The organism is Pantoea sp. ACRSB, assembly GCF_022346905.1.
Classification (GTDB): Bacteria; Pseudomonadota; Gammaproteobacteria; order Enterobacterales; family Enterobacteriaceae; genus Pantoea; species Pantoea piersonii.
In genome coordinates, this window is sequence record NZ_JAKRNL010000006.1 from 44,727 (window position 1) to 68,048 (window position 23,322).

Sequence of the window (23,322 nt, forward strand, 5' to 3'; positions counted from 1 at the left end):
ACCGATATGGAATTGATCATTCGCGGTCGTGAACCCAGTGATGCCGCTGGGTTTCAGCGTCTTTACAGCCACCCTGACGTCTATCGCTGGACCACGCAGCTGCCGTTCCCCAGCGTGGCGACATGGCAGAAAAAGTTCGAACGTATGGATAGCGAAGGCTATATCGGTTTCGTCGCCGAGCTTGACGGAAAGATGGTCGGCGAACTGACCCTGTTTGTCGAAAACCGACCTCGTACCCGCCACGGCCTGAGCTTCGGCATCGGCGTCGATCCCGCTTTCAGCGGGCGCGGAATCGGCGAACGTTTAATACGCAGCGGTCTTGATTACGCCTTTAACTGGCTGGGCGTGACGCGCGTAGAGCTGGAGGTATTTCACGATAATGAGCGCGCGCGGCGGCTGTACCAGCGCATCGGCTTCGAACAGGAGGGCGTACGCCGCAAGGCCTGCCTGCGCGATGGCGAATATCACGACATTATTCTGATGGCGCTGCTGCGGGGGGAGTAAGTAAAAGCAGAGGGCGGGAGAAAATGTTCGTCTCTTTTTGCGTTTTTTACCGTGAACCGCTGCGTTTCATAGCGTAGCCGGCCATGATTTCCTGGAGCTGGCGCACATTCCCCATGCGCCAGCCAGCCTTTGTCCCGCTTATGTGCGGTGCCGCAAGCTGCTTTGTGAAGGCCGCCAAAATCAGTACCAGTTAGCGCGCATGATTTCACCATTCGCCCAATGACCAACCCTTCGCCTGCTACCTATATTTCCTCAACAGGGCGTTCAACGCAGCATTCCTGATCATTTTTCCGGAGCAGCACGCTCCTTTTTGAGGAATAGACCTGATGATAAGAGAGCACTCTGCCGCCGCGCGGCCCACCCGCGTGCGTATCTGGATCCTCTGCCTGATCCTGTTTCTTTCCGTGGTGGCCTACGCTGACCGTTCGATCCTGTCGATCTCAGGATCGGCGATCAAGGATGAGTTTGGTCTGTCAGCGATCCAGCTCGGCCTGATCCTCGCCGCGTTTAGCTGGGCCTATGTGATCGGTCAGATCCCCGGCGGGCTGCTGCTCGATCGCTTCGGCGCGAAGAAAGTCTATGGCGTCACGCTGGCGCTCTGGTCGATTTCAACTATTGCGATGGGCTTCGTCGGCGAGTTCGCGGGCGGGATGACCGCCGCGCTGGTATTGATGTTTACGCTACGCTTTGCGCTGGGACTGATTGAAGCGCCGAGTTTCCCCGCCAACGCGCGGGTGGTGATTATGTGGTTCCCCAGCGCCGAACGCGGACGCGCCTCGGCGCTGTTCAGTACGGCGCAGTACTTCGCCGTTGCGATCTTCTCGCCGCTCTCCGGCTGGCTGGTATCGCGCTTCGGCTGGGAGTGGCCCTTCTTCGTGCTGGGCGGCATCGGCGTGCTGGCGGTGTTTGTCTGGGCAGCCTATATGCGCGAGCCGCGCCACCATCCCGGCGTATCAGAAAGCGAGCTGCGCCATATCGTTGACGGCGGCGCCCTGGTTGATATCGACGCGTCGCAAACGTTGCAGGCGCGTCCGCCGGTAAACCGGGCGATGTTCAAAACGCTGCTCTCCAGCCGTATGCTCTGGTGCGCCTACCTCGGCCAGTATTGCACCATCGCGCTCAGCTATTTCTTTATTACCTGGTTTCCTATCTATCTGGTACAGGCGCGCGGCATGAATATTCTTGATGCCGGCTTCGCCACTATCGCGCCTGCGCTGTTCGGCTTTCTTGGCGGGATCAGCGGCGGCTACATCTCTGACATGCTGATCAAGCGCGGCTGGAGCATCTCCTGGGCGCGTAAAACGCCCTATATTGTCGGCATGCTGATGGCGGCGTCGCTGATTATGGCGGCGGTGATACCGAGCAACGTCGGCATTATCGCCATTATGTCCTTCGCTTTCTTCGGCAAGGGCGTGGCGGCGGGCGCAGGCACCTGGACGGTGATCAGCGATACCGCGCCGAAAGAGGCGGTGGGGCTGGCGGGTGCCATCTTCAACGGCATCGGCAACATTGCTGGCTTCGTGACGCCGCTGCTGTTTGGCGTAATCGTCGGACTGACCGGCAGCTACAGCATCGGGCTGGTGTTTGTCGGCGCGCACTGCGTGGTCGCCGCGCTACTGTTCCTGTTCGTGATGGGGCCGATCAATCGCGTCGGCGAGGCGCAGACTCAGGAGGCAACGCGCGAGGCGCAAAAAGAGGCGCGTGGCATTAAGGCAGTATAAATTTCCCGCCGGGTCGGCGCGCGCTGCGCCGACCACTTAAATCCCCACTGAAGAAAATTTGCTCATTTGCCGATACTTCTCTACCAGGAGTGATCCTAAGGAGAGATATCTTGCTCAAGCAAATCACTGTCGACGAGCTGCGACCCGGAATGTTTATCCATAAGCTCGAGGTCTGGTGGATCAAAGATACGCGCATCCATAATCAGATGCTGGTGACCGATCCGCGCCAGATCGAAATGTTGCGTAAAGAAGGGATCCAGCAGCTCTGGATCGATCTGAATAAGTCTGTGCAGGCGCCTGCCGCGCCGCCGCCTGCCAAAAAGCCCATCGACCTTACGCCCTTTTTTCAGGAGTTGGACCAGGCGCAGAAGATTTTCCAGCAGGGCAAACCGCAGGTCATGGCGATGTTCAACGAGGCGCGCCTCGGTCATGGTCTCAATCTGACGGGGATGCTGGAGCTGGTGGATGAAATCGCCGGCTCTATCCGGCGCGAGCCGACCGCCCTGTTGAGCGTGGCGCGCCTTAAAAACCATGACGATTACACCTGGCTGCACTCCATGGCGGTCTGCGGCCTGATGATTAACCTGGCGCAGCAGCTTGGCCTGGATAATAAACAGGTGCTGCGCGTCGGCATGGGCGGGCTGCTTCATGACGTCGGTAAGGCGGCGGTGCCGCTGGAGATCCTCAATAAACCCGGCAAGCTCACCGATGACGAGTTTGAAGTCATGCGTCAGCATCCGGTTACCGGCGCGCAGATGCTGATGGAGGCGAACGCAGATACCGATCTGCTGGATATCGCGCTGCATCATCATGAAAAGTATGACGGCAGCGGCTATCCGCACCGACTAAAAGGAGAGGAGATCTCGCTCTACTCGCGTATGGCCGCCGTGTGCGACGTCTATGACGCGCTTACCTCTACGCGCGTCTACCGCAAGGGCTGGTCTCCCGCCGAAGCGATGCACAATATGCTGAGCTGGCGCGGCCACTTCGATAATCAGATCCTGCACACCTTCGTGCGCGCCATCGGCATCTATCCGGTGGGTTCGCTGGTGCGGCTGGCATCAGGGCGCGTGGCGCTGGTGGTAAAAGCGGGCGAGCGCTCGCTGATTAAGCCGGTGGTGCACGCCTTCTGGTCGCTGCACGCCCAGCGCGAAGTGAAGCCGGAACGTATCGATCTCGGCGACAGCTTCTGCACCGACAGCATCATCGGCGCAGAAGAGGGTCTACTGTGGGGAAGTGCCGATCTTAACCGCGTCTGGGCGCTGGCGAGTTAAAAATCAACGCTGGCGCGCAGCACGATCTCGCGCGGATCGCCTACAGCGACGCGCAGGTTATTGCCGCTCGACGGATAAAAGGTTTTATCAAACAGGTTGTTGACGTTGACCTGCCACTTCACGCGGTAGCCGCTAAGCGGCATCTGCCAGGCGATAAAAGCGTCCGCCACCGTGTAATCATCCAGATAAAAACTGTTGGCTGCATCGCCGGGACGGCGACCGACGTAGCGCGCGCCGACGCCTGCGCGCAGATCGTCCGCCGCCAGCAGGCCGGTGGTGCCGAAATCGTTGGTCAGAAACAGCGCGGCGGTATGGCGCGCCGTATTAGGCATGGCGTTGCCGTTATTCTGCGGATCGGCGGTGACGCGCGCGTCGGTCCAGGCGTAGCTGCCCACCAGGCTGAGCGAGTCGGTCAGCTTGCCCGCCAGATCCAGCTCGACGCCCTGCGAACGCACTTTTCCAGCGGTGCGCGTTACGGTCTCGCCATCCACCAGTTCATCCACCATCACGTTGCGCTTCTGAATATCAAACAGCGCCAGCGTGCCGGTAACGCCGTTGGGCAGATCGATCTTGCCGCCCACTTCCCAGGCCTTGCCCAGCTCCGGCGGCAGCGAGCCGATCTCGGTGGCGACAGAGGAGTTGGGCTTAAAAGATTCGGTGTAGCTGGCGTAGAGGCTTGACCAGCTGTTGAGGTTGTAAACCACGCCTGCGCGCGGCACCAGTCGGCTGTCGGAGCTGCGGGTGCGGGTGACGAACGGGCGGCCTTTGCCTGCCATTACGTCAAAGCTGTCGTAGCGCAGGCCGCCCAGCAGCAGCCAGTCGGGCGTCAGGCGGATCGCATCCTGTAAAAAGAGGCCGCGGCTGTCGATATTCTCGCGCTGGTCGCTGTCGGCGGCGCTCACCGTCGAGGTCGACGACATCTCGTCATAAACCGGATGCCAGATATTAAAGCGGGTGTTTTTCTTGCCGCGCAGCATGTCACCGCGGAAGGTGCGGTCAGCTTCGTAGTCGAATCCCGCCATCAGCTGATGGTTTACGCGGCCCCAGTCGACATCACCATTCAGCGTCAGCTGCACCATCTGCGAACGGCTCTGCGCGTCGCCGGTGGCATCGGCCTGGCGCGTCAGCACGCCGGTATCGGCATTAAAGGCGGTGGCGCGCGCCTGGTGGTCGCTGTAGGTGTTGCGCGTAAAGCTGTAGTTGAGATGCGCCGTCCAGCTGTCGCTCAGGTTTTGATCGGCGGCCAGCGTCAGAGTGTCCTGATCGCCACGCGTGGCGTTGAAACGCTCGTCGAAACGCTCTTCCCGCGGCGTATCCACCGGCCTGCCGGTTTTCGGGTTAATGACTGTGCCGCGATCGAAAGGCACCAGATACTCCATATGTTCCCAGGCGACGCGCAGAGTGGTGCTCTCACCAAACCACATCAGCGACGGCGCGATAGTGGTCTGGCGGGTGCGACCGAAGTTACGCCAGTAATCCGTCTCGTCGTGATCGACGATAAACCGGCCCGCGAAGCCGCTGGTGCCGAGCGGGCCGGTGACGTCGAGCTGACCACCGCCGCCGCCAAAGCTGCTGTTGCGTCCCTCCAGATGCACCTGCGGCGTCAGCAGCGGCTTCTTGCTGATGACGTTGACTAGGCCGCCCGGTTCGTTCATGCCGTAAAGCATGGAGGAGGGGCCTTTCAGCACCTCGACGCGCTCGCTGGTGGGCGTAAAGTTGCGTGCCTGAATCGAACGCACGCCGTCGCGCAGAATGGAGCCGTCGCGGTTATCGCCGAAGCCGCGCTTAATCAGCGCATCCTGAGTGCCGCCCAGCGTATTGGCCTGGGTAATGCCGCTGACAAATTTCACCGCGTCGTCGAGATCCTGCGCGTCGCTGTCCTGCAACACCTGCTGCTGCACCACGGTCACGTTCTGCGGCGTGTCTAGAATTTTTGCCGGCGCGCGCGTGGCGGTCACGCTGCTGTGCGGCTGATAGCCGCTCTCCTGCGACGCTGCGTCTTGCGTCACCAGCAGCGTGGATTCCTGCGCGTGCAGGCTGCCGGAAAGCAGCGCGCCGCCCAGCAGGAGGGAAGAAACGTTTTTCATTGAGGTAACTGGCTCCAGAAGGTCCCTGATAAATTCAGCGGCAGGAAGCGCTGATAAAGTTGTTCAAGCGTGCGTTGTGGATCGAGGTCGGTAAAAAGCTGCGGATAGAGTGCCTTAGCGAACACCTCCACCGCCACGACGTGCCACGGGCTGAGGTAGAAGTTGTGCCACAGGCCCCAGGCGCGATGGTTTTTCACCGCCTCAAGCTGGCTGAGTACCGGCTGCGCGGCCAGCAGCTTTTGCAGGCTGAGCGCCGCCTGGTCTGCGCTTACCTGCGGGCCGAGCTGCAACGTTTTGTCGTTGTTCGCATCCGCCATGCCGGTCGCGATATAAACCTGCGGCGGCTGAGCCAGCACCTGTTCGGGATTGATCTCGCCGAAAACGCCTTTTACCGCGCCCGCCGCAATATTATCGCCGCCCGCAAAAGCGAGCAGCTGGCCGAGATTGCCGTTGACCGCCGTGGTGCAGCAGGTGTCGCGGCGGCCCAGGTGCAGGTGCAGCATGACGCGGGTTTTCGGCCCGTGATAGCTTGCCAGCCGGGCGCGAACGGCCTCCATATGCTGCTGATAAAAATCGATAAACGCCTGCGCACGCTGCGGCTGGTTGAACACCTCGCCAAGGATTTTCAGGCTTGGCACCGTGTTGTTGAGCAGATCGACGCGCAGGTCGACATAGATCACCGGCACATTGACCTGCTGCATCAGCTGGCGGAAATGCGCCTCTCCCGCGCCGCTTTTCGCCAGGCGCGGCAGAATAATCAGATCGGGTTTGAGCTTAAGCACCTGCTCAGGGTTGAGATCGCGCAGCGCGCCGCTGCCAAGCTGCGGCACCGCCTTTATCGCCGGAAAAGCGGTGGTGAACTGCTGCCAGCTTTGGGTGTCATACTTCGCCATATCCGCAGGCCAGCCTGCGATCTGCGCCGCCGGGTTGCCGGGCACGATCAGCGCCAGGGTATAGAGCATGCGGCTTTCGCCCAGAATTACCCGCTGCGGATGGTCAGGGAGGGTGACGCGCTGACCGGTAATATCGACGATTGATTTGGCGAAAGAGGCGCAGCTGCACAGCAGTAACATCAGGGAAAAAAGAAAACGCATCTCAATTATTTCACAAGGAAATAGAAATGATAATGAAAATCAATCGTCTTCACAACGTTAAGGTGACCGTTACGCCGCGCCGCCGGGTTTTATAACTAAAAACAGCAGGGATGCGCGGTCATCCGCCTGTTTTATCGCCATTTTTATAACTTTTTTACGCCCGCCCCGCGCAATTTAACCGCTTCTTTATATCGATACGCGCAGGCTAACGCGAAACCCTGATCCCTCTGGAGGTCGCTGTGAGCGTGGGCGTGATAACCGGCATCGTGCTGGTGTTTTTATTACTGGGCTACCTGATCTATGCCTTGCTGAATGCGGAGGCGTTTTGATGGCCGCCAATGCGTTTTTACTGATTGCCGTTTTTTTACTGGCGCTGATGGTGCTGGCGCAGCCGCTTGGACGCGGGCTGGCCGCGCTGATCGCCGATAAGCCTTTGCTGGCCGGATTCGAGCGTCCGCTCTGGCGTCTGCTGGGCGCAGACGCGCCTGCAATGCGCTGGCCGCAATATCTGCTGGCGATTCTGCTGTTTAACCTGCTCGGCCTGCTGCTGCTGACGGCGATCCTGCTGTTGCAGGATCGGCTGCCGCTCAATCCGCAGCATTTGCCCGCGCTGAGCTGGCATCTGGCAATTAACACCGCAGTGAGTTTCGTCACCAATACCAACTGGCAGTCATACGGCGGCGAAAGCACGCTGAGCTATTTCAGCCAGATGGTCGGCCTGACGGTGCAGAACTTTGTTTCAGCGGCGACCGGCATCGCAGTTGCGTTCGCCCTGATCCGCGGCTTCGCCAGCCGCGCGGCCGATAAGCTCGGCAACGCCTGGCGCGATCTGACGCGCATTACGCTCTATCTGCTACTGCCGATCAGCCTGCTGATGGCGCTGCTGTTCGTCAGCCAGGGCAGCATTCAAAACTTTTTGCCGTACCACGAGATCACCACGCTGGAAGGGGCGAAGCAGACGCTGGCTATGGGGCCGGTGGCGTCGCAGGAGGCGATCAAGATGCTGGGCACCAACGGCGGCGGTTTCTTTAACGTCAACTCGGCGCATCCGTTCGAGAACCCCAACGCGCTGACTAACTTTGTACAGATGCTGGCGATATTTCTTATCCCGACGGCGCTCTGTTTCGCCTTTGGCTATGCGGTGCGCGATCGCCGCCAGGGCCATATGCTGCTCTGGGCGATGTCGCTGATGTTCGTGGTGGCAGTGGTGACGGTGATGTGGGCGGAAACGCGCGGCAACCCGCACCTGCTGGCGCTCGGCGCGGACAGCGCCCTTAACATGGAGGGCAAAGAGACGCGCTTCGGCATTCTTAACTCCAGCCTGTTTGCGGTGATCACTACCGCTGCGTCGTGCGGCGCGGTTAACGCGATGCATGACTCCTTCACCGCGCTGGGCGGCATGGTGCCGATGTGGCTGATGCAGCTGGGCGAAGTGGTGTTCGGCGGCGTTGGCGCGGGTCTTTACGGCATGCTGCTCTTTGTGGTGCTGGCGGTGTTTATCGCCGGGCTGATGATTGGCCGCACGCCGGAATACCTCGGCAAAAAGGTTGACGTGCGCGAAATGAAGATGACCGCGCTGGCAATTCTGGTGACGCCGACGCTGGTGCTGCTCGGCACCGCGCTGGCGATGATGACCGACGCGGGCCGCGCCGGGATGGCGAATCCGGGCATTCACGGCTTCAGCGAAGTGCTCTACGCGGTCTCGTCCGCCGCTAACAACAACGGCAGCGCCTTTGCCGGCCTGAGCGCCAACACGCCGTTCTGGAACCTGCTGCTGGCGTTCTGCATGCTGGTCGGCCGCTTCGGCATCATTATTCCGGTGATGGCGCTGGCGGGCAGCATGGCGGTGAAAAAGGCGCAGCCGGTAGGCAACGGCACGTTGCCGACCCACGGCCCGCTGTTTATCGCGCTGCTGATCGGCGCGGTGCTGCTGGTGGGCGCGCTGACCTTTATTCCCGCTCTGGCGCTGGGCCCAGTCGCCGAGCATCTGCAACTTCTTCAGGGTACGCACTCATGAGTCGTCAACAACAGGCGCTGAACGGCGCACTGATGCGCGTCGCGCTGCTCGACGCGCTGAAAAAGCTGGATCCGCGCGTACAGTTTCGCAATCCGGTGATGTTCGTGGTCTGGCTCGGTAGCCTGCTCACTACGCTGCTGGCGCTCGGCATGGCGGGCGGCTGGCTCGACGGCCGCGCCAGCTTTACCGGCGCCATCGCGCTCTGGCTCTGGTTTACCGTACTGTTCGCCAACTTCGCCGAGGCACTGGCGGAAGGGCGCAGCAAGGCGCAGGCGAGCAGCCTGAAAGGCGTCAAGAAAACCAGCTTTGCGAAAAAACTGACTGAGCCGCGCCACGGCGGGCAGTGGCAGCAGGTCTCCGCCGACAGCCTGCGCAAAGGCGATATCGTGCTGGCGGAGGCGGGCGACATTATTCCCTGTGACGGCGAAGTGCTGGAGGGCGGCGCCTCGGTGGATGAAAGCGCGATTACCGGTGAATCCGCGCCGGTGATCCGCGAGTCGGGTGGTGACTTTGCCTCGGTCACTGGCGGCACGCGCATCCTCTCCGACTGGCTGGTGATCCAGTGCAGCGTCAATCCGGGCGAAACCTTTCTCGATCGCATGATCGCCATGGTAGAGGGCGCGAAGCGGCGGAAAACCCCCAACGAGATCGCGCTGACCATTCTGCTGGTATCGCTGACTATTGTGTTTCTGCTGGCCACCGTCACGCTGTGGCCCTTCTCGGCGTGGGGCGGCTCGCCGGTGAGCGTCACGGTGCTGGTGGCGCTGCTGGTCTGCCTGATCCCGACGACGATTGGCGGCCTGCTCTCCGCCATCGGCGTAGCGGGCATGAGCCGCATGCTGGGCGCCAACGTCATCGCCACCAGCGGCCGCGCGGTGGAGGCGGCGGGCGACGTCGACGTGCTGATGCTGGACAAGACCGGCACTATTACGCTCGGCAATCGCCAGGCGACGCAGTTTCTGCCCGCGCCGGGCGTCAGCGAAGAGCAGCTGGCCGATGCGGCGCAGCTCGCCTCGCTGGCGGATGAAACGCCAGAGGGCCGCAGCATCGTGGTGCTGGCGAAACAGCGATTCAACCTGCGCGAGCGTGACCTTAACAGCCTGGGCGCGAGCTTTATTCCCTTCTCGGCGCAGACGCGTATGAGCGGCGTAAACGTGCAGAACCGCCTGATCCGCAAAGGCGCAGTGGACGCCGTAAAACGTCATATCGAAGCCAACAGCGGTCGTTTCCCCACGGAGGTCAACGCGCTGGTGGAAGAGGTGGCACGCGCAGGCGGCACGCCGCTGGTGGTATCGGAAGGGGCGAAGGTGCTGGGGGTGGTGGCGCTAAAAGATATCGTCAAAGGCGGTATCAAAGAGCGCTTCGCCGAGCTGCGCAAGATGGGTATCAAAACCGTGATGATTACCGGTGACAACCCGCTGACCGCGGCGGCGATCGCAGCGGAAGCGGGCGTGGATGACTTTCTGTCGGAAGCGACGCCGGAAGCCAAACTGGCGCTGATCCGCCAGTACCAGGCGGAAGGCCGACTAGTGGCGATGACCGGCGACGGCACCAATGACGCCCCGGCGCTGGCGCAGGCTGACGTGGCGGTGGCGATGAACTCCGGCACCCAGGCGGCAAAAGAGGCGGGCAACATGGTGGATCTCGACTCGAACCCCACCAAGCTGCTGGAAGTGGTGCACATCGGCAAACAGATGCTGATGACGCGCGGGTCGCTCACCACCTTCAGCATCGCCAACGACGTCGCTAAATATTTCGCCATTATTCCGGCAGCCTTCGCGGCGACCTATCCGCAGCTTAATTTGCTGAACGTGATGCATCTGCATTCGCCGTCGTCGGCCATTCTCTCTGCGGTGATCTTTAACGCGCTGGTGATCGTCTTCCTGATCCCGCTGGCGCTAAAAGGGGTGAGCTATCGGCCGCTGAGCGCGGCAGCGCTGCTGCGACGCAACCTGCTGATCTATGGCGTGGGCGGGCTGCTGGTGCCCTTTATCGGCATTAAAGCCATCGACCTGCTGTTAGTGCTGCTGGGTCTGGCATAAGGAGAAAAATATGAGTCAGTTACGTCCGGCAATGTTAGTTTTACTGCTGCTCACGCTGGTGACCGGCGTGGGATATCCTTTGCTTACTACCGGCCTGGCACAGTGGCTGTTTCCGGCGCAGGCCAGCGGATCGCTGATTGAAGAGCGCGGTTCGGCGCTGATCGGGCAGAACTTTACCCGGCCTGGCTATTTCTGGGGACGTCCGTCTTCGACCGGCGACGCGCCTTATAATCCGCTGGCGTCGAGCGGCAGCAATCTGGCGGCAAGCAATCCGGCGCTGGATAAGGCGGTGGCGGAACGCGTCGCCGCGCTGCGCGCCGCCAACCCGCTCTCGCCGCAGGCGGTGCCGGTGGATTTGGTGACCGCTTCGGCCAGCGGGCTCGATCCGGCGATTTCGCCTGCCGCCGCGCGCTGGCAGGCGCCGCGCGTCGCCACCGCGCGTCAGCTGCCGCTGAAAAGGGTAGAGGAGCTGATCGACGCGAATACGGAGCGGCCACTGCTCGCCTTTAGCGGCGATCCTACCGTCAACGTGCTGCGGCTTAACCTGGCGCTGGATGCGCTGACTCAACCCTGAAGGACGTGATGAACGACGAACGTGAACGCCCCGATCCCGATGCGCTGCTGTTGCAACAGGCGGACAGCCATCGCGGCAAGCTGAAAATTTACTTCGGCGCCTGTGCGGGCGTAGGGAAAACCTACGCCATGCTGCAGGAGGCGCAGCGGCTGCGCGCCCAGGGGCTCGACGTGCTGATCGGCGTGGTAGAGACCCACGGCCGGGAAGAGACCGCCAGTCTGCTGCGCGGGCTTCCTGTGCTGCCGCGGCGCGCTACCGGCCGCTCGCGTCATGCCGAGTTCGACCTTGACGCGGCGCTGGCGCGTCACCCGGCCGTTATCCTGATGGATGAGCTGGCGCATACTAACGTGCAAGGGTCGCGCCATCCCAAACGCTGGCAGGATATCGACGAGCTGCTGGATGCGGGCATTGACGTGATCACAACCGTCAACGTGCAGCATCTGGAAAGTCTTAACGATGTGGTGGGCGGCGTGACCGGCATTCGCGTGCGCGAAACCCTGCCCGACCCCTTTTTCGACAGCGCCGATGAGATCGTGCTGGTGGATCTGCCGCCGGACGATCTGCGCCAGCGCCTGAAAGAGGGCAAAGTCTATGTCGGCGATCGCGCGGAACGCGCCATCGAAAACTTTTTTCGCAAGGGCAACCTGTTCGCCCTGCGCGAGCTGGCGCTGCGGCGCACCGCCGACCGCGTGGACGATCAGATGCGCGCCTGGCGCGACCAGCAGGGACGCGACCGCGTCTGGCACACGCGTGACGCCATTCTGCTCTGCATCGGCGACGATACCGGCAGCGAAAAACTGGTGCGCACCGCCGCGCGGCTGGCGGCGCGGCTCGGCAGCGAATGGCACGCGGTTTATGTAGAGACGCCGCGCCTTAACCGGCTGCCGGAAGCGCGGCGGCGCGCCATCCTGAAAACTCTTCAGCTGGCGCAGGAGCTGGGCGCGGAGACCGCCACGCTCTCCGATCCCGATGAGGCGCAGGCGGTATTGCGCTACGCCCGCGAACATAACCTGGGCAAGATCGTTACCGGTCGTCGGCCGCTGCGGCGCTGGCATCGCGACAGCTTCGCCACGCGCCTCGGCAAGCTGGGGCCCGATCTCGATCTGCTGGTGGTGGCGCTCGATGAGCCTGTCGGCGAGGCGCCAGCCTTAGCCGACGCGCGCGTCACCGGTGACCGCTGGCGCCTGCCGCTGCGTGGCGTGCTGATGGCGCTGCTGCTCTGCATTGTGGTGACCGCCGCCGGACGCTGGCTGCTGGCCGGGTTCGATACCGCCAACGGCGTAATGATCTACCTGCTGGCGGTGGTGATTATCGCGCTGCGCTACGGGCGCTGGCCGTCGGTGATCGCCACGGTGATGAATATTCTCGCCTTCGACCTCTTTTTCGTCGCGCCGACCGGTACGGTCGCGGTCTCCGACTTGCAGTATCTGGTGACCTTCGCGGTCATGCTGGCGGTGGGCGTTATCGTCGGCAATCTCACTGCGGGCGTGCGCTATCAGGCGCGCGTGGCGCGCTATCGCGAACAGCGCGCGCGCCACCTCTACGAGATGGCGAAATCACTGGGCAGCGCGCTGACGCCAGAAGATATTGCTGCCACCAGCCAGCGCGTTATCGAGGTCACCCTGCAGGCGCGCAGCCTGCTGCTGCTGCCGGACGAACAGGGTGAGCTGGTCGCGACGGGCGCGGCGACGCCTGGCAGCGAGCCGGATCGCGCTATCGCCAGATGGAGCTACAGCAAGGGCCAGCCCGCCGGCGCGGGCACCGATACGCTGCCTGCCGTACCGTACCAGATCCTGCCGCTGAAGAGCGGCGCGCACTGCCGTGGGCTGCTGGTGGTGGAGCCGCAAAACCTGCGTCAGCTGATGATCCCGGAGCAGCAGCGGCTGGTAGAGACCTTTACGGTGCTGATCGCTAACGCGCTGGAGCGGATGGCGCTGTCGCAGAGCGAGGCGGCGTCGCGGCTGGCGGCGGAGCGCGAACAGCTGCGCAACGCGCTGCTCTCCGCGCTGTCGCACGATCTGCGCACGCCGCTTACCGTACTGTTCGGCCAGGCGGAGATGCTGATGCTGGACCTGGCCAGCGAAGAGTCAAAATTTGTCACGCAGGCGAACCAGATCCGCGAGCAGACGCTGAGCACTATCCGGCTGGTGAGCAATATGCTGGATATGGCGCGCATTCAGTCGGGCGGGCTGAACCTGCGCGAAGAGTGGCTGGCGCTGGACGAGGTGATTGGCGGCGCGCTCAGCAGCATGGCACCGTCGCTGAAAGGACACGGCGTCACGCTCGATCTGCCGTCGGAGCTGGTGCTGATTAAAGGCGACAGCGCGCTGCTGGAGCGGGTGCTGACCAACCTGATTGAGAACAGCCTGAAGTATGCGGGCAACAGCGCGCAGCGCGGCATCCGCGCCTGGCGCGACGGCGAACGGCTGGAGATCGCGGTATGGGACAACGGGCCGGGCATCGCCGACAAAGACCTGACGCGTATTTTCGACAAGTTTGCCCGCGGCGATAAGGAGTCGTCAGTGCCAGGCGTCGGGCTGGGACTGGCGATCTGCAAAACCATTGTCGAGAGCCACGGCGGGCGCATCTGGGCAGAGAATCGCATCGAGGGTGGCGTAGCGTTCCGCCTCTCTTTGCCGCTGCCGCCCGCGCCTGAAATTTCTGAAGAGGCGCTGAAATAACTTCACAGAGGATGGGTTATACTGCCCCACCTGTCTGATCACCTGTGGGAAATTATGGAACGTTTTACCGAAAACCTGATGTATGCGTCGCGCTGGTTGCTGGCTCCGGTTTACATTGGACTTTCGCTGGGTTTGCTGGCGCTGACGATTAAGTTTTTCGAAGAAATTCTTCACCTGCTGCCCAATATTCTCAGTATTGCGGAAAACGATCTGATCCTGCTGCTGCTGTCGCTGGTAGACATGACGCTGGTAGGCGGTCTGCTGGTGATGGTGATGCTCTCGGGCTATGAGAACTTTATCTCTAAACTCGACATCGACGAAAATACAGAGAAGCTGAGCTGGCTCGGCAAAATGGATTCCGGCTCGCTGAAGAACAAGGTCGCGGCCTCTATCGTCGCCATCTCCTCTATCCACCTGCTGCGCGTGTTTATGGAAGCGCGCAACGTGCCCAACGACAAGCTGATGTGGTATGTGATTATCCATCTGACCTTTGTGCTGTCGGCCTTTGTGATGGGCTGGCTGGATACGATGTCGAAGAGCGATAAAAAGTATTCATAACTGCCAGGAGGCGGCTCCGCCTCTTAGCGCTGAAATGTCCCTGCTGGCCGCGTGCCGGTCAGCTGCGGCATCACTTCCCGCACCATCTCGAAGAATTTCTGCAGTCGCGCCGGGTAGTAGCTTGCCCAGGGGTAGGTCAGCCAGACCGGCAAGGGCGGCGCCTGCCACTGCGGCGTAAGCTGAACCAGCTCGCCGCGCGCTAAATCCTCCTGTACCACCCATGACGACATAATCGCCGCGCCCATGCCCATCAGCGCCGCTTTGCGCACCGCGTAGAGGCTGTCACTGCTGAGTCGCGGCGCAATCGCCATATTAACCGGCTGGCCGTCGTCAATCCGCTGTAACGCAATTTCGTTACGGTAAAAGCTGGTCAGTGCCAGCCAGGGTAAATCCGCCAGCTGCTCCACGGCGTCGACCGGCGCGTGCTGCGCCAGCAGAGCGGGCGAGGCGACGACGATGCGCGGCACTTCCGCCAGCAAAATCGCCACGATAGCGGGATCGCTCAGCGCGCCGACCTGAATCGCGCAGTCGATATTCTCGGCGATAAAGTCCGGCGTGCGATCGTTGAGCATCCATTCCACGTTCAGGCGCGGATAGCGCATCAGATAGTCCACCAGCGGGGCGACCAGCTGATCCTGACCAAAGGCGTGCGGCGCGCGCACCCGCAGCGTGCCGACCGGCTCGTCGTTGGCGTGGGTCAGATCATCTTCCAGCGCGTGCCAGGTCGCCAGCAGCTGGCGCGCATGGGCATAACAGCGCTCGCCGTCGTCGGTCAGTTTCAGCGCGTGGGTGGTGCGCATAATCAGCTTTAGCCCAAGCCGCTGCTCCAGCGCCTGGAGTCGGCGGCTGATGGTGGGCTGAGTGGTGTTAAGCTGCGCCGCCGCTGCCGACAGGCTGCCGCTCTCGACGATGCGGATAAAGGTTTGCATCAGTTCAATACGATCGGGGCTGGATAAGTTGCTCATACGTATCACGCATAACAGTTTTGTTTTTTATCAGTCTACAACGTATGGCGGCAATCCGCTTTACTAAGCGCCATATACCTGTGGAGAAAGAAACTATGTCAGCCATTAACAGCATTGCGGCCACCCCGACCGAAAGATTGCCCGGCCCGCTGGTCTTTACCCTCGCCGCAGGCGCAGGGCTGAGCGTCGCCTCGATTTACTACAGCCAGCCGATGCTGGATATCATCGGCAAACAGTTTAGCGTCGGCGTCGGCGCGGTCGGCATGGTGCCGATGCTGACGCAGATGGGCTATGCGCTGGGTATTCTGCTGCTGGCGCCGCTGGGCGACCGTCACGATCGCCGCGTCATCATCCTGATAAAAGGTCTGCTGCTGGTGGCGGCGCTGTTGCTGTGCGGCTTTTCCGGCGGACTGAACGCGCTGCTGATTGCCAGCTTCGCCACCGGCCTGACGGCGACGGTCGCGCAGGATATCGTTCCGGCCTCCGCCGCGCTGGCACCCGAGCGCAGCCGGGGCAAAACGGTCGGTACGGTGATGACCGGTCTGCTGGTTGGCATTCTGCTGTCGCGCGTAATCAGCGGCGTGGTAGCGGAGTATTTCGGCTGGCGCGCCATGTACTGGCTCGCTGCGGCGCTGGTGCTCTTTATCAGCCTTGCGCTGTGGCGCGTGCTGCCGCGTTTTACGCCAGGCACTTCAGTGAGTTATCCACGACTGCTGCTGTCACTGGCGCATCTCTGGCAGCATCATCAGACGCTGCGCCGGGCGGCGCTGGCGCAGGGGCTGCTGTCGGTGGGCTTTAGCGCCTTCTGGTCGACGCTGGCGCTGATGCTCAGCGACCGCTTTCATCTCGACAGCGCAGTAGCGGGTGCCTTCGGCCTGGCGGGCGCAGCGGGCGCGATGGCTGCGCCGCTGGCGGGCAGCATCGCCGACCGTATCGGTCCGGCGCGCGTCACCATTGTTGGTGCCGGGCTGGTAACGGTTTCCTTTGCGCTGATGTTTCTGCTGCCCGCGCTGCCACTGCCCGCCCAGCTGGCATTGATCGTGCTCAGCACTATCGGCTTCGACCTTGGGGTGCAGGCGACCCTGGTGGCGCATCAGACGCTGGTCTACAGCCTGGCGCCGGAAGCGCGTAGCCGCCTTAACGCGCTGCTGTTTACCGTGGTGTTTATTGGTATGGCGACCGGCGCTGCGCTGGGCAGCCTGGCGCTGGCGCGCTGGGGCTGGAACGGCGTTGTGGCCCTTGCCACGCTGGCCGGTGCCGCAAGTCTTGCGCTTCGCCTGGCGAGCCGTCATCTGAAGAACTGATCCCGCTTTCGCGCTCTTGTGCCAGGATTATACGTAATCTTCAGGGAAAACGGAGCGTTATGAACTTTCTCGCCTGGATGGCGGCGACCGGCTGCCTTCTGTTATTAATGTCGCTGGCTTCGGGGTGGATCCACCGCGGGCCAGTAACCTCGTTTGGGCTCTATCTGTTAGCCGGGATCCTCTGCGGACCCTGGGTATTCGACGTCGTACAGATTGATATTCTGAAACATTCGGAAGCGGCCGCGCATATTACCGAAATCACTATGGCGGCCTCGCTGTTTATTACCGGACTCAAGCTGCGCCTGCCGCTGCGTGCGCACAGCTGGCGGCTCGGCATGCGGCTCGCCTTTCCGGCGATGCTGCTGACGGTCGGCGGCATGACGCTGCTGGTTCACTGGCTGGCGGGCTTCGACTGGCCGCTGGCGCTGGCGTTCGGCGCTATCGTCGCGCCGACCGATCCGGTGCTGGCAAGCCTCATCTCCGTCAACGACGCGCGCGACGATGACGCGCTGCGCGTGGCGCTTTCCAGCGAAGCGGGCATGAACGATGGTTCGGCGCTGCCGCTGCTAATCCTGGCGCTGCTGCTGTTTAACGGCGAAAGCCTCACCTGGAGCAGCTTTGGACACTGGACCGCCGTCGAGGTGATCTGGGGTATCGGCGGCGGCCTGGGGCTGGGCTTTCTGTTCGGCCGCCTTGTCGGCGTGCTGGCGACGCGGCTGCGCAACGCACACGGCGATGTGGCGCCCAGCGACTTCCTCGCGCTGGCGCTGATCGCGCTTAGCTATGCGGCGGCGGAAACGCTGGGCGCGTCCGGCTTTCTGGCGACTTTCGCCGCAGGCGTCGGACTGCGCCGCGCCGAGCTGCGCGTTTTCAAAAGTTTTCCCCCGGAAGAGCTGAGCGAAGAGCAGCGGGTGCTGCCCGCCGAGGCGCTGGTCAATCCCAACAACCGTCTGGAGCATGCGGGCGAAAGCGGCAATATGGTGAAATCGGTCGGGCTGGTGGTCAGCGATGCGCTCTCATTTGGTGATACGATTGAGCGTTTGCTGGCGGCGGCGATGATGGTGGTGCTGGGCGTGACGCTGGCCCACCACTGGAACCTCGACGGCGTTCTGTTGGGACTGGCATTATTTATCGTGGTGCGACCGCTGGCGGTGTGGCTGACGACGCTGCGCTGCGGCATCCCGGCGGTGCGACGTCTGCTGATAGGCTGGCTGGGCATTCGCGGCATCGGCAGTATTAACTACATCGCCTTCGCCTGGGTACACGGCATGGCGGGCCAGCAGGCGGAAACAATGGTTGATATGGCGCTGACACTGGTGGTGTGCAGCATCGTAATTCATGGCGTGACGGTGACGCCGCTGCTGAACTGGCGCTCGGCGCGCCTTTCCGCCCGGCAGAACGAAGAGTAGACCGTCACAGGTTAAAACAGGAGTGGATATGAAAAAGTCGTTATTAATTTTACTGGGGATGCTGACTTCATCGGCTGCGATGGCCGCTGACGATGGCACCAACATCCCGCAGGAAAATGTTTATGCCAGCAAGCTGTGTCATATCGTCAGCGGGGAAACTCAGGTCGGCACCGCGGATTCCTACGTGCAGAAAATGAAAAGCTATACGGCGATGAGTAAATCCTCCAGCGCAATGAATCAGCCGTCGTTCGACGAAGATATCGCAAACGAGGTGGCGAATGCCTGGCTGCAACTGGGAGAGGAGGAGCGGGGTAAACTTCGCGCCGATGAACAGCAGTGCGAGCAGACGGTTATGACGCAGTTCCAGCAGGAAGATTAAGCTTTTTTCTGCTCTGCATAAACGCGCCATCAGGGCGCGTTTTTTTGTGGCATTTTTCCCCAGATTGCGTACATAATCGCCAGCAATTGATACAGGTCACATAATAACAGCGCCGCCACAGGCAGGCGCGTCTGAATCAGCGTACTGGCATTGACTTAACGGGCATCATGATCACGCGTCGACATTTTCTTTTGGGGTCTGGGGCCCTTCTCCTTTCTATGACCGCAGGCAAACTTTTTGCCCGCGATGAAGTCATTCCGCTGTGGCCTGACGAGCCGCCGGGCGGCGGCGGGCCGTCCGGGCCGCTGCGCGTGAACAAACATGGCTCCTGGTCCAATATCGTCAGCCCGGCGATTCAGCGATTCAAACCGGAAAACCCCAACGGAGAAGCTGTGCTGATTGCGGCAGGCGGCGGCTATAAATTTATCGGCATGGGGCGTGAGGCCTGGCCGGTGGCGCGCTGGCTCAACAGCAACGGTTATACCGCCTATGTACTGAGCTATCGGCTGCCGGAAGAGAAGTGGCAGGCGGGACACCTTGCGCCGCTACAGGATGCGCAGCGCGCCATTCGCCTGGTACGTTCGTTTGAGCGCAAAGTGCATCTGCTGGGCTTTTCCGCCGGCGGGCATCTGCTCGGCATGGCGGCGGCGCGGCCAGATTTCCGCTCTTACGAGATTCAGGATGAGCTGGATAATGTGGTGCCGAAAGCTGACAGCGTCGGCTTGATCTATCCGGTGATTACGCTGGAAGCGCCCTATACCCATACCACCACGCACCGCATTCTGGTGGGTAACAACGCGACGCCGGCAGAAGAGGCGAACTGGTCAGTACAGAACTACGTAACCCGCAACTACCCGCCTACCTTCCTGGCGCAGGCGGAGGATGACCACATCTCTAACCCTTATAATACCGAGCTGATGCGCGATACCTGTCGGCGTAACCGCGTGCCGGTTGAGCTGATAGAGATCAGCCGCGGCGGCCATGGTTTCGGCCTCGGCACAGCCGGTACGCCTGCCGCGCTGTGGGATCAGGCCTACGCGCGCTGGCTCGACCGCCTCAGCTAATCAGGTCAGCACCCGACGGTTGTCAGGTTGCAGCACTGGCGGCAGCGGGAAGTCGTCGTTCATTTCCCGCAGGCTACGCTCAATGCCAATGCACAGCGCGTTAAGCGGCAAATCATTGGCCTCGACGCCGAAGGGATCTTCCAGCTCTTCCGACACTGACTCCAGCGCCAGAAAGGTGTAGGAGATAAACATTGAGACCAGCGGCGTCATGCCGTGAAGATCGCTCACCAGCGCAAACGGCAATAGCGTGCAAAACAGCGAGACGGTGCGGTGCAGGATCAGCGAGTAGGCAAAGGGGATCGGCGTTGAGGCGATGCGCTCGCATCCGCCCAGCACCAGCGACAGATGGTTAAGATTCTCATCCATGCTCTGCCAGAGAATATCGGACACCTTGCCCTGCTGACGCTGTTCGCCCAGCCATTTGCCCATGCACAGCAGCGCGCGGCTGGCAGGCATCGGGCTGTTTATCACTTCCTCGCGCCAGCGTAACGGCAGCAAACGCATCAAATCTTCACGCGGATCGCTGTTGCGTAGCTGATGCTTCATGCTGTAGCTGAACGCCATCTGCAGCGCCGCAAACTCATGCGCCTTCTCCGCCTCCAGCGGCACGCTCTTTACCTGACGCAGCAGCGAGCGATGGGTAATCAGCATGCTTCCCCAGAGCGTGCGCGCTTCGGTAAAACGCGCATAGCTGGCGTTGTTGCGAAAGCCAAGAAAGATTGCCAGCGCCACGCCGAGCAGGCTGAAGGGCGCGGTAGTGAGATGGACGCCAAGGGATTCGTACCATTGAAAGCAGACGATGGCGATAATCGACATCACCAGGTTTAACGACAGGCGGAAAGCGATTTTCGGCAACACCGAACCGTGCCAGCCCAGCAGCCGACGGAACCAGTGCTGATAAGGACGAACAATCATATTGAATGCGATGTGAAGTTTATTTTTGTGTTTTAAGCCTACGCCGACAGAAGATTGAACGCGAGTTTTCGCGTGCTTTTTCCGTTAGCCTTTTCCCGGATTCGAGGCCGAACGAACGTACCTCAATGAACTCAGCGGCAGGTGCTGCCTGAGTCCCAGCGTGACGGGTCACGCAAAGAGACCTGTAACTCAGTGATAGATCTGGCGCGCTTAGCGGTATCGCTAATGACTGTTTTTTCAGCTGTGATAGGCTCGGTGGATGTTTTTCCAGAGTCAGAAAAGATGGAAAAGAAAAACAGCACGCCGACTCCGCATGATGCGACCTTCCGACAGTTTCTCAGCCAGCCGGAGGTCGCACGCGATTTTATGGAAATTCATCTTCCCTCAGAACTACGCGCCATTTGCGATCTCAATACGCTAAAGCTCGTGTCAGGCTCGTTTGTTGAAGATGATCTGCGCCAGTACTTCAGCGATGTACTTTACAGCCTGAAAACCAAAAGCGGCGACGACGGCTATGTGCATGTGCTTATCGAGCATCAGTCGACGCCAGATAAGCATATGGCGTTCCGGCTGCTGCGTTATGCAGTAGCCGCCATGCAGCGTCACCTGGATGCCGGACATAAAAAGTTGCCGCTGGTGATACCCGTGCTTTTTTACGCTGGTAAACGTAGTCCTTATCCATACTCGTCCTGCTGGCTGGATGGGTTCAGCGACTCGGCCCTGGCCGAAAGACTCTACGGTAACCCCTTTCCGCTGGTGGACGTCACCGTTATCCCAGATGAAGAGATAGCTGAGCATCGTCGTATGGCCGCGCTCACGCTGCTGCAAAAACATATTCGCCAGCGCGATTTGATGGAGGTGATGGACAGGGTTGCGTCCATTATGCTGGCGGGCTGGCTCTCTTCATCGCAAATAATATCGCTGGTACACTATATTGTTCAGGCAGGCGAAACGTCAGACGCCAGCGCTTTTGTTCGCGAACTGGCACAGCGAATGCCGCAACAAGGGGACGCACTGATGACTATTGCAGAACAGCTAAAACAGGAAGGAAAGTTAGAAGGAAAACTAGAAGGCAAGCTGGAAGGAAAGTTAGAGGGCAAGCTTGAAGCGAAACTCGAGGTTGCGCGCAGCCTGCTGAAAATGAACATGCCGCGCGAGTCGATTTTACAAGCCACCGGGCTGACAGAAGAGCAGTTGAGCCGCGTTCAGGCAGATTGATGGGCGCCTGAAACCTTGCCAACAAAAAGATATAGCGAAGCTAAAAGTCAAAAGCCCGCAGAAAGCGGGCTTTGTCAGTCATTACCGGCAAGGCTATACGCCGTTGTTAGCGCATAGTGACAAACTCTTCCGCCGCGGTCGGATGGATCGCCACGGTATTGTCGAAGTCTTTTTTGGTCGCGCCCATTTTCAGCGCTACCGCGAAGCCTTGCAGCATCTCATCCATACCTGAACCGATACCGTGAATGCCGACGATTTTCTCATCCGCGCCAACGCATACCAGCTTCATGCGGCACGGTTGACGGTGCTGCGTGACGGCGGTGTACATGGCGGTGAAAGAAGATTTATACACTTTCACCTGGTCATCGCCATACTGCTCGCGCGCCTGTGGCTCGGTAAGGCCGACGGTGCCGATCGGCGGGTGACTGAATACCACGGTCGGGACGTTGCTGTAATCCAGATGCTCGTCCGGCTTGTTGTTAAACAGGCGCTCTGAGAGACGGCGGCCCGCCGCAACCGCAACCGGCGTTAACTCTACCGCGCCGGTATTGTCGCCCACCGCATAGATGCCGCTGACGTTGGTGTTCTGATACTTGTCGACTTTGATATAGCCTTTTTCGTACAGCTCCACGCCGGTTACCGCCAGATTCAGGTTATCGGTCGCCGGTTCGCGGCCGATCGCCCATACCAGGCAGTCTACGGTCTGTTCGCGCCCGTCTTCCAGCTGCAGCGTCAGGCTGCCGTCGGCGTTCTTGATGACCGCTTTCGGCACCGCATGGGTGTGCAGCGTCGGGCCTTCGGCGTTCATGACTTCTACCAGCGTGTCGGTGATCAGCGGATCGAAGCCGCGCAGCGGCGCGTGCTTACGCACAAACAGATGCGTTTCAGAGCCCAGCGCGTTAACCACGCCCGCCAGCTCAACGGCGATATAGCCTGCGCCGATCACTGCGGTACGCTTCGGCAGCGCATCCAGCTCAAAGAAACCGTCAGAGTCGATGCCGTACTCGGCACCCGGCACCGCTGGATGGCTCGGACGGCCGCCCGTGGCGATCAAAATATGGTCGGCGGTAATGCGCTCGCCGTTGACCTCTACCGTATGGGCGTCAACGAAGCGGGCGAAGCCTTTGATTACGTCGACGTTGTTTTTACCCAGCACGTTGTCGTAGGAGGTGTGGATGCGGTCGATATAGGCGCTGCGGTTTTTCACCAGCGTCTTCCAGTCGAAATGGTTTACTGTGGTATCAAAGCCGTAATCCGGACCGTACAGATGGATAGCCTCGGCGATCTGCGCCGCATGCCACATCACTTTCTTCGGAACACAACCCACATTTACGCAGGTGCCGCCCAGCTCTTTGGCTTCGATCAGCGCGCATTTCTGGCCATACATGGCGGCACGGTTAATCGAGGCAATGCCGCCGCTGCCGCCGCCAATGGCGAGATAGTCATAATGTCGTGTCATGGTGTGTCCATCCGGTTGCAAGAGTTTGGTCAGGATTGTAACGCTGAGAGCCGAGAC

General features: G+C 60.9%; 19 protein-coding genes. 14 read left to right on the forward strand and 5 right to left on the reverse strand.

Annotated elements, in window-relative coordinates:
• Nucleotides 1-6: 6 nt before the first annotated feature.
• The 3 genes from MHZ89_RS17075 to MHZ89_RS17085 all read left to right on the forward strand — a co-directional run bounded on the left by MHZ89_RS17075 (nt 7) and on the right by MHZ89_RS17085 (nt 3,499).
• Entirely contained in the window at nt 7-504 is a 498-nt protein-coding gene (locus tag MHZ89_RS17075) for a GNAT family N-acetyltransferase (protein WP_311783998.1), read from the forward strand.
• A gap of 326 nt (nt 505-830) precedes the next feature.
• Entirely contained in the window at nt 831-2,225 is a 1,395-nt protein-coding gene (locus MHZ89_RS17080) for an MFS transporter (RefSeq protein ID WP_311783999.1), read from the forward strand.
• A 110-nt stretch (nt 2,226-2,335) separates the two neighbouring features.
• A complete protein-coding gene (locus MHZ89_RS17085) occupies nt 2,336-3,499 on the forward strand; it encodes an HD-GYP domain-containing protein (protein ID WP_311784000.1) in 1,164 nt (387 codons plus the stop codon).
• Here the strand turns inward: MHZ89_RS17085 and MHZ89_RS17090 are convergent.
• Complete coding sequence (locus MHZ89_RS17090) at nt 3,496-5,586, reverse strand: TonB-dependent siderophore receptor (protein WP_311784001.1); 2,091 nt, start codon at nt 5,584-5,586, stop codon at nt 3,496-3,498. The two genes, MHZ89_RS17085 and MHZ89_RS17090, sit on opposite strands and share 4 nt — an antisense overlap.
• Nucleotides 5,583-6,680, reverse strand: a complete 1,098-nt coding sequence (locus MHZ89_RS17095) for an ABC transporter substrate-binding protein (protein ID WP_311784002.1) — start codon at nt 6,678-6,680, stop codon at nt 5,583-5,585. The genes MHZ89_RS17090 and MHZ89_RS17095 overlap by 4 nt, the downstream gene beginning before the upstream one ends.
• Before the next feature lie 239 nt (nt 6,681-6,919).
• On the opposite strand from MHZ89_RS17095, the gene kdpF reads away from it, so the two are divergent.
• Genes kdpF through MHZ89_RS17125 form a run of 6 tightly spaced genes read left to right on the forward strand, consistent with a single transcriptional unit; the run spans nt 6,920 to nt 14,552 of the window.
• Nucleotides 6,920-7,009, forward strand: a complete 90-nt coding sequence (kdpF, locus tag MHZ89_RS17100) for a K(+)-transporting ATPase subunit F (RefSeq protein ID WP_033753373.1) — start codon at nt 6,920-6,922, stop codon at nt 7,007-7,009.
• A complete protein-coding gene (kdpA, locus tag MHZ89_RS17105; protein ID WP_311784003.1) occupies nt 7,009-8,697 on the forward strand; it encodes a potassium-transporting ATPase subunit KdpA in 1,689 nt (562 codons plus the stop codon). Before kdpF ends, kdpA begins: the two co-directional genes overlap by 1 nt.
• Complete coding sequence (gene kdpB, locus MHZ89_RS17110) at nt 8,694-10,739, forward strand: potassium-transporting ATPase subunit KdpB (RefSeq protein WP_311784004.1); 2,046 nt, start codon at nt 8,694-8,696, stop codon at nt 10,737-10,739. Before kdpA ends, kdpB begins: the two co-directional genes overlap by 4 nt.
• Before the next feature lie 10 nt (nt 10,740-10,749).
• Nucleotides 10,750-11,313, forward strand: a complete 564-nt coding sequence (gene kdpC, locus MHZ89_RS17115) for a potassium-transporting ATPase subunit KdpC (RefSeq protein WP_311784005.1) — start codon at nt 10,750-10,752, stop codon at nt 11,311-11,313.
• A gap of 8 nt (nt 11,314-11,321) precedes the next feature.
• Nucleotides 11,322-13,994 (forward strand): two-component system sensor histidine kinase KdpD, encoded by a 2,673-nt coding sequence (gene kdpD / locus MHZ89_RS17120; protein ID WP_311784006.1) that lies wholly within the window; start codon nt 11,322-11,324, stop codon nt 13,992-13,994.
• Nucleotides 13,995-14,048: 54 nt separating this feature from the next.
• The gene (locus MHZ89_RS17125; protein WP_311784007.1) at nt 14,049-14,552 is read left to right on the forward strand and encodes a TIGR00645 family protein; all 504 of its coding nucleotides are present in this window, start codon (nt 14,049-14,051) and stop codon (nt 14,550-14,552) included.
• Between the two features lie 23 nt (nt 14,553-14,575).
• Here MHZ89_RS17125 and MHZ89_RS17130 read toward each other — a convergent pair whose 3' ends face one another.
• On the reverse strand, nt 14,576-15,517 hold the full coding sequence (locus MHZ89_RS17130; RefSeq protein WP_311784008.1) for a LysR family transcriptional regulator: 942 nt from the start codon (nt 15,515-15,517) through the stop codon (nt 14,576-14,578).
• A 95-nt stretch (nt 15,518-15,612) separates the two neighbouring features.
• Here MHZ89_RS17130 and MHZ89_RS17135 point away from each other — a divergent pair, with 95 nt between their 5' ends.
• The 4 genes from MHZ89_RS17135 to MHZ89_RS17150 all read left to right on the forward strand — a co-directional run bounded on the left by MHZ89_RS17135 (nt 15,613) and on the right by MHZ89_RS17150 (nt 19,673).
• Complete coding sequence (locus MHZ89_RS17135) at nt 15,613-16,821, forward strand: MFS transporter (protein WP_311784009.1); 1,209 nt, start codon at nt 15,613-15,615, stop codon at nt 16,819-16,821.
• A 59-nt stretch (nt 16,822-16,880) separates the two neighbouring features.
• A complete protein-coding gene (locus tag MHZ89_RS17140; protein ID WP_311784010.1) occupies nt 16,881-18,230 on the forward strand; it encodes a cation:proton antiporter in 1,350 nt (449 codons plus the stop codon).
• 28 nt (nt 18,231-18,258) lie between these two features.
• The gene (locus MHZ89_RS17145) at nt 18,259-18,609 is read left to right on the forward strand and encodes a hypothetical protein (protein ID WP_311784011.1); all 351 of its coding nucleotides are present in this window, start codon (nt 18,259-18,261) and stop codon (nt 18,607-18,609) included.
• Nucleotides 18,610-18,776: 167 nt separating this feature from the next.
• Nucleotides 18,777-19,673, forward strand: a complete 897-nt coding sequence (locus MHZ89_RS17150) for an alpha/beta hydrolase (RefSeq protein WP_311784012.1) — start codon at nt 18,777-18,779, stop codon at nt 19,671-19,673.
• Here MHZ89_RS17150 and MHZ89_RS17155 read toward each other — a convergent pair whose 3' ends face one another.
• Entirely contained in the window at nt 19,674-20,588 is a 915-nt protein-coding gene (locus MHZ89_RS17155; RefSeq protein ID WP_311784013.1) for a bestrophin family ion channel, read from the reverse strand. It lies immediately after the preceding gene.
• Nucleotides 20,589-20,870: 282 nt separating this feature from the next.
• Here MHZ89_RS17155 and MHZ89_RS17160 point away from each other — a divergent pair, with 282 nt between their 5' ends.
• Nucleotides 20,871-21,806 (forward strand): Rpn family recombination-promoting nuclease/putative transposase, encoded by a 936-nt coding sequence (locus tag MHZ89_RS17160; RefSeq protein ID WP_311784139.1) that lies wholly within the window; start codon nt 20,871-20,873, stop codon nt 21,804-21,806.
• A gap of 106 nt (nt 21,807-21,912) precedes the next feature.
• On the opposite strand, the gene gorA is transcribed toward MHZ89_RS17160, so the two are convergent.
• Nucleotides 21,913-23,265 carry a glutathione-disulfide reductase gene (gene gorA, locus MHZ89_RS17165; RefSeq protein ID WP_311784014.1) on the reverse strand — a complete coding sequence of 451 codons (1,353 nt, stop codon included), beginning with the start codon at nt 23,263-23,265 and terminating at the stop codon, nt 21,913-21,915.
• Between the last annotated feature and the right edge of the window lie 57 nt (nt 23,266-23,322).